Here is a 6,857-nt window from a genome sequence, read left to right as displayed (position 1 = left end):
TAAAACCCCTTGGAGACCTCTTTGTTAGGCTCTTAAAGATGTTAGTGATGCCAATAGTCCTAGCTTCATTAGTCGTTGGTGCCGCAAGCATAAGTCCGGCAAGACTCGGAAGGGTAGGTGTAAAGATAGTGCTCTACTATCTGGTAACATCAGCCTTTGCAGTGTTCATAGGGCTTATAATGGCTAACATCTTCAAGCCCGGCCTTGGACTACAGCTCGGAACAGGAGAGGGGAAGGCAATAGAAGCGCAGGCACCCTCTCTGGTGCAAACTCTCTTAAACATCGTGCCCACCAATCCATTTGGAGCTCTCGCAAATGGTGCAGTTCTTCCAACCATATTCTTCGCTATTGTCTTGGGAATAGCCCTCAGCTATCTTATGAACAGCGAGAATGAAAGAATCAGGAACTCAGCAACAACACTCTACAATGCCTTTGATGGGCTTGCAGAGGCTATGTACAAGATAGTTAGAGGAGTCATGCAGTACGCTCCGATAGGTGTTTTCGCCTTAATAGCCTACATTATGGCAACCCAAGGAGTAAAAGTCGTCGGACCTCTGGCAAAAGTTACACTGGCGGTCTACATAGGCCTTGTCCTTCAGATAGGCATTGTTTATGGAATACTCTTAAAGTTCTTTGGCATAAACCTGATAGAATTCCTTGGCAAGGCAAAGGACGCCATGATCACCGCTTTTGTCACTAGGAGCTCAAGCGGCACCCTGCCCGTAACGATGAGAGTCGCTGATGAGAACATGGGCGTTGATAGGGGAATATACTCCTTTACACTTCCACTGGGAGCCACCATAAACATGGATGGAACGGCGCTGTATCAGGGTGTCTGTGCCCTCTTCATAGCCTTTGCAATTGGACAGCCTCTACCCCTAAGTCAGCAGCTCGTTATAGTAATCACCGCCGTTCTGGCTTCCATTGGAACTGCGGGAGTTCCCGGAGCTGGAGCTATAATGCTTGCCATGGTTCTCGAGAGCGTTGGTCTTAAACTAGAACCCGGAAGTGCTGTAGCTCTAGCTTATGCGATGATACTTGGAATTGATGCCATACTTGACATGGGAAGAACAATGGTCAATGTAACAGGTGATCTAGCAGGAACAACAATAGTTGCTAAAACCGAAGGAGAGCTCGATGAGAGCAAGTGGTGACTTTCCACATATTTAGAAAAGAAAAAGGATCAAGCCCTTGGTTCTTCAAGGACTTTTATTTTTCTTATTTCTGCCCTCTTAATGGGGTATATCTTCTTAACCTCCCTGGCTATCTCCGAGGCTATCCTTCCTTGAACTGACTCTAAAACAAAGTCAGCGTAGTTGAGCTCCTCAGCCTTCCTGTAGATTATATCCTTTATTATCTCTCTGATAGCTTTTTCCTGGCTTGTCTGGATTCTTCTTATTGCAACTGCCATTCCCATAACTCTGAGCTTGTAGCCATCCTTTGTTGTCACATTGAATATCCCATCGATCCTGGTGGTTCTCCTCCTAACGAGGCTCCTGATGTAGCTCCTTGAGAGTTTGTGACCAACGAATTTTGTGTAGGCATTTTGACCTTTAACGTCATATATCTTGAAGTAAAGTTTAACTTGTCCCCTTGTGAAGTCTCCGGTCAAATCTTTGAGCGTGGTTTCGATGATTCTCCCCTTGACCTTCTCTGGATCATCAGCGGGAGTTAGTCCTATTTCTCTGCTTCCAAAAAACTCTGGAGCGTAAACTACGAACCATTCTTTCATTTTCCACTTATCTCTTGCAGCGGCAGCCTGCCTCTTAGACTTTGGTCTTGCCATTTTCACACCTCCAATTTCCCTCTAGGGTTACCTCTTCGGCAATCTTGATTGAAAACACCAAATCATCCATAGCCACTATAAAGCTTTCAATCTCACCTAGGTATTTAACTTTTGTTATTACCTTCCCTTCTTCCGAATATGTTTTGAAATTTAAGTTTTTTGGAAGGTTCAAATTGTCAACTTCCACGGCATCGGCTATAGCCCTCGCAACATCCAAGTTCCCATAATCCCACGTTATAGAGGCACTGGCCTTAATCTTCATTCGCTCGTCTCCTGCTCATTTTTACTTTTGATCTGCTTTTCAAGTGCCCTATTTATAAGCTCCGCGAACTCCTTTATCCTGCTCTTTGGAAACCTTATCCCTGCTGCTATCGCATGTCCTCCTCCTTCGCCTCCAAGGATTGGTGCTACTTCTCTCAGGGCTTCTCCAAGATCATAACCCTTTTTCAAAGCTCTTTCCGTTGTCCTGGCTGATGCTTTAACGAGGCTGTCGTCCTCTTCGCTATCCGCAACTATAATGACGGGCTTCTCGGGGTTTGCTAACTGGGAATTTATAGCCATATTTGCGGCTATGCCCACCATAGTGTCCTTGATGCTCTTCCCTGCATAGAAGACATAAACGTGCTCCTTTTCCATAACACTGCTCCAGTTTTGGATCAGGTATTTCCTTGCATCAATCTGCTCCTTTTTGTACTCATCAACGAGCCTCTGTGCCTCTTTAAATGCTCCCTCATCTCCCATGCATATGGCAACTCCAAGGGCCCCCGCGTTTAATCTCCCCGTAGCATTCAAAAGGGTTGCAAACTCCCTTGCCTCGTGCCTCGGATCTCCTTCGGGATACAGCTTTATGAGGACGACATCTCCTATGAGTTTGTCAATATCCTCCTTTGGAGCTTCGTTCTTTATGAGCTGAATCACGAGGGCATCGTGGAGTTTTTTCTTCTCTTCCTCCCTCAGCTGCCAGTACTTCATGTCCGGGTCAAACCCCTTGCTCCTCAGGAACTCAATGGCATTCCTGATATCTCCCGTTATCCCTGGTATCTCGGGATTTGATGCATATGCAAGCATTTGGGCGAGCGTCCTCGTCTCCCTTCCAAAGAGTCTAAGCTCCTTTCTAACATCTATCAAATCCATTTTCTTTGCTTCTTCTATTATGTCCACGTTCATACCATGGAAAGTGCCATCTACCTCTTGCATGTCTCCGACTGCGCCTACGAGCGCTAGGTAGCTCAAGTCCCTGTTCTTTTTATTCATTGCCTCTGCAACGTAATATGCAACTCCCGAGCCGCTCAAATCTCTAACGCTGTTGGCACCGTGGAGCGTGGGATTTATTAGGATATGGCTGTCGTTCGTGATTTCCCCGTCCTCGGGGGGATGATGATCGGCTATCACTACCGTTGCACCTTCCAGATGCTCTTCTATCAGGTTTATGGAACCGCTTCCCAGATCGGAGAAGACATAGATTTTCTGCCTTTCCTGAGCGAGCCCTTCTATTATATCCTCACTGAGCTGTTTCACAATACTTAGATGAAATTGAGCACCTTCCCGGGCAACGGCTTTTGCGAGGATAGCACCTGCCGTGATTCCATCCGCATCCCTATGTGAAATTATGCGTATAGTGTGCCCTAACTCAATGTGCATCTTAATTAGCTCCGCTCCTTCGCGAACCTTTTCCAAGAAAGCATTCTTATCCATCTAATCACCTTAAATGAAAGGGAAGAGAAATCAGCGAACTAAAAGCTTGGCTGTTTCTGGATCGTATCTCCACTTTGCTGGGAGTTTGCCCGTTTTTCTGTAATACTTTACAAGTCTTCTGATTTTGCTCTCAATTAGGTGTAACCCCCTCTTTGAGTGGAGATCCTTAGGATGCTCTTCGAGATGTCTCCGTAGGTTAACGGCCTTTCTGATTAAGAACATTAAATCCTCTGGAATTTCTGGTGCCAAATTATTCTCCTCAAGTATCTTGGTTATCCTCTTCCCCGTAATGAGCCTAACACTCGGGATTCCATATTGATCCCTTAAAACAGTACCAATCATGGCACTTGAATAACCCTGCTTTGCAAATTGAATTACTAAATTCTCAACCTCTTCGGCTGTATATTCCACCCATGTTGGTGGAGCGGTCCTTGGTGGTCTCTTTGAACCCGATTTTCCTCTCTTGTACGTGTGCAACCTTACCATTATTTTCACCTCCATGGTGACGGCCAGCTATCGCCAGCCGCCCCTAATAGGAATGTCGAAGGTGGTATGTGCGGAGCATTTAAAAAGTTTGCTCTCTTATCAATTTTACAATATAATAATTGAAAAGCTTAAATAGTTGAGTAGCGTTTAACATAAAAGCGGTGGTGAAAGTGAAGGTTAAAAGTTTAATGACAAAGGACCCAGTGGTAATAGAGCTTCCAGCTACGAGGAGCTATGCCCTAGAGCTTTTTAAGAAGCATAAAGTTAGGTCATTTCCCGTCGTGAGGAGACATACGGGAGAGGTAGTGGGGATAATAAGCATTAAGAGGGTTCTCCTTCACCCTGACGAGGATCAGCTGGCGATGCTCGTTAAAAGAGATGTACCCCTTGTAAAACCCAATGATGATGTTAAAAAGGCTGCAAAGCTCATGATAAACAATCACTATAGAAGGGTGGTTGTGATTAATGATGAAAATAAAGTTGTTGGAATTCTCACGGTGGGGGATGTGATAAGGAGATATCTCTCCAAGAACGAAAAGATGAGGGATATTGAAATTGCGGATTTCTATCAGAAATATACGAGCGTCATTTGGAGAGGGACCCCGCTGAAAGCCGCCTTAAGGGCTCTGCTCCTTGCCGATACAATGGCACTCCCTGTACTCGATGATGAGGGCAAACTCATAGGAATTATCGATGAGACAGATATTCTGAAGGATAGCGAGGTTGTTAGAACAGTTAAATCATCCGAGCTGGTTGCATCCAGTGAGGAAGAATGGATTTTGGAGAGCCATCCAACGCTTCTATTCGAGAAGAAGGAGCTTAAGCTTCCAAATAAGCCCGTTGAGGATTTAATGACCAGGGAACTGGTCATCGCCACAGAGGGCATGAGTGTGTATGATGTGGCGAAGAAAATGACGGAGTTGCATATAGAGCAGCTTCCTGTTATCAAAGGGAAAGACGAGCTTGTGGGCATGATCAGGGATATAGACCTTATACAGGTTTTAATCAAAAGAAGGGGCAAATGATGCTTGTTTCCCTCTCCATTTTAGGTTTTGGAAATGTGGGAAGGGGAGTCGCGAGGGTTCTTCTGGAGAAGAGGGAGTGGTTCAGACGTAAATATGGCATCGAGTTTAAGGTGGTGAGCATTTCTGACTCTTCCGCCACGGTGTGGGATGAAAGCGGCATAGATCTAAGGGAAGCCCTTGAGGTTAAAGAAACTTTTGGGAGACTCAGCTATTGGGGGAATGAATACGATTTGTACCATCTACCTCCTGAGGATGTTGCAAAGGAGGTGGAGAGCGATGTATTCATTGATCTGACTCCCGCAAATCCGGAGGCTTATAAGTGGCACATGGAAGCCTTTAGGATGGGGCGGCATGTGGTAACTTCGAACAAGCCTCCTCTCGTACATCACTATGTCGAGCTAATTCAAGAGGCCGCAATGAGGGGCGTCAACTATAGATTCGAGGCCACAGTAATGGCTGGAACGCCGATAATTACCCTCCTCCAGGAGAGTCTCTTGGGTGACGGGATCGAGTCTATTGAAGGGGTTTTTAACGGGACCAGCACGTTTATTCTCAGCGAAATGGAGAGGGGTTTAACTTTTGATGAAGCACTTAAAAAAGCACAATCGCTTGGAATAGCGGAGGCAAACCCTGATGTGGATATAAAAGGTTTTGATGCAGCGTACAAAGCGACGATTCTCCATGATATTACTTTTGAGCCGATTTCTTTTAAAAAAGTTAAAGTTAGAGGGATAGATGGAGTTTCAGAGGAGGACATTAGAAAAGCGGCGGAGAAGGGAAAGGTGATAAGGCTCATGGCAAAGATTGAGAGAAGAAATGTTGTTGTGGAACCCAGAGAGGTTCCAAAAAATTCACCCCTTGCAGTTTACGGCACGTCAAATGTGGCGCTAATAAAAAGTGATCTTTTAGGGGAGCTTATTTTAAAGGGTGCAGGAGCGGGAGTGAAGGAGACTGCCTCTGCAGTTGTGAGTGATATTATAAAATGTGTCAGGAGGAGTTAACCCTTCTAGTTTTTACGATGGATGAATGCAAACAAAACTTTTTGGGTAAAATGGTGCGGTGGCCGGGATTTGAACCCGGGCTTGCGGCGTGGCAGGCATCGGAAATCGGAGTTTTTGGGAAACGAAGGTAGAATATGGGATTATGCAGGATTTAAGGGCGAGTTCGATGAGTGGCTACGCAAAAAGAGAGCCCTCGCAGATAAAACGAGGCGGGAATACGTCCGGCGCCTGGAGAAGTTCTTCAATAAGTATAAAATACGAACACCCACCGACCTCGAACACGCCCTCGAAGCCGAGGGGAAGCCAAACGGACTCGCAAAAGGGTTACGGAACTACATAAGATTTCTCCTCGAACGGGTGGTCATCGATGAGGCATACTACAACGAACTCAAAAAACGTATAAAACTCAAGGCTACGGGGACTGACTTATACGTGCCCGATGACGACGAGGTGAGAGGTTGGTATGAGAAACGCGGGGAATGGGAGGAAGCATACCAACTCGTGTTCGAGCTGATTTTGTTCTCAGGCATACGTGTCAGTGAAGCGGTGAAGATACTCAATGAATTCGATGAAAAAAAGTTACACATCAACGACCAGTATGCTTACTACGAGCTAAACTGGTCAAGGGGGTCTAAAAAATCGTGGGTGGTCTTTATGCCCACGGAGCTTGCGGTGCAGCTTAGGCGGTTCGAGCATATAACAAAAGACAGCGTGAGCAGCTACTTCTCCAAGCATAGGGGAATAAGACTGAAATATCTCCGCAAGTGGTTCATCAACAAAGCCCTCGAAGTGGGGACACCCGTGAACGTGGTCAAGTTTTTGGCGGGGCACTCGCTGAGGGGAGACATCACGAGCCTACACTAC

At 45.9% G+C, this 6,857-nt stretch carries 8 protein-coding genes; 4 read left to right on the top strand and 4 right to left on the bottom strand.

Features of this window, described 5'->3' with window-relative positions:
* Positions 1 to 1,154: dicarboxylate/amino acid:cation symporter (locus ACXJGZ_RS01490; RefSeq protein WP_456398033.1), on the top strand; the 1,154-nt coding region annotated here is incomplete at its 5' end.
* Positions 1,155 to 1,183: 29 nt separating this feature from the next.
* Here the strand turns inward: ACXJGZ_RS01490 and ACXJGZ_RS01485 are convergent.
* The 4 genes from ACXJGZ_RS01485 to ACXJGZ_RS01470 are packed head-to-tail and all read right to left on the bottom strand — an operon-like array spanning position 1,184 to position 3,967.
* Entirely contained in the window at positions 1,184 to 1,786 is a 603-nt protein-coding gene (locus tag ACXJGZ_RS01485) for a 30S ribosomal protein S3ae (RefSeq protein ID WP_293256120.1), read from the bottom strand.
* Positions 1,767 to 2,048 (bottom strand): KEOPS complex subunit Pcc1, encoded by a 282-nt coding sequence (locus ACXJGZ_RS01480; RefSeq protein ID WP_456326537.1) that lies wholly within the window; start codon positions 2,046 to 2,048, stop codon positions 1,767 to 1,769. The genes ACXJGZ_RS01485 and ACXJGZ_RS01480 overlap by 20 nt, the downstream gene beginning before the upstream one ends.
* Positions 2,045 to 3,481 carry a GINS-associated RecJ family nuclease gene (gene gan / locus ACXJGZ_RS01475; protein WP_456398030.1) on the bottom strand — a complete coding sequence of 479 codons (1,437 nt, stop codon included), beginning with the start codon at positions 3,479 to 3,481 and terminating at the stop codon, positions 2,045 to 2,047. Before gan ends, ACXJGZ_RS01480 begins: the two co-directional genes overlap by 4 nt.
* A gap of 30 nt (positions 3,482 to 3,511) precedes the next feature.
* Positions 3,512 to 3,967, bottom strand: coding sequence for a 30S ribosomal protein S15 (locus tag ACXJGZ_RS01470; protein WP_293256113.1), 456 nt, complete (start codon positions 3,965 to 3,967; stop codon positions 3,512 to 3,514).
* Between the two features lie 170 nt (positions 3,968 to 4,137).
* Here ACXJGZ_RS01470 and hhpR point away from each other — a divergent pair, with 170 nt between their 5' ends.
* The 3 genes from hhpR to ACXJGZ_RS01455 form a co-directional block, all read left to right on the top strand.
* Entirely contained in the window at positions 4,138 to 4,992 is an 855-nt protein-coding gene (gene hhpR, locus ACXJGZ_RS01465; RefSeq protein WP_293256130.1) for a CBS domain-containing high hydrostatic pressure regulator HhpR, read from the top strand.
* On the top strand, positions 4,989 to 5,993 hold the full coding sequence (locus tag ACXJGZ_RS01460) for a homoserine dehydrogenase (protein WP_456398028.1): 1,005 nt from the start codon (positions 4,989 to 4,991) through the stop codon (positions 5,991 to 5,993). The genes hhpR and ACXJGZ_RS01460 overlap by 4 nt, the downstream gene beginning before the upstream one ends.
* 69 nt (positions 5,994 to 6,062) lie before the next feature.
* Positions 6,063 to 6,857: integrase (locus tag ACXJGZ_RS01455; protein ID WP_456398026.1), on the top strand; the 795-nt coding region annotated here is incomplete at its 3' end.

It is taken from the genome of Palaeococcus sp. (in: euryarchaeotes), assembly GCF_053987695.1.
The sequence above is the reverse complement of the archived record's forward strand: the minus strand, read 5'-3'. Positions and strand labels throughout refer to the sequence as shown.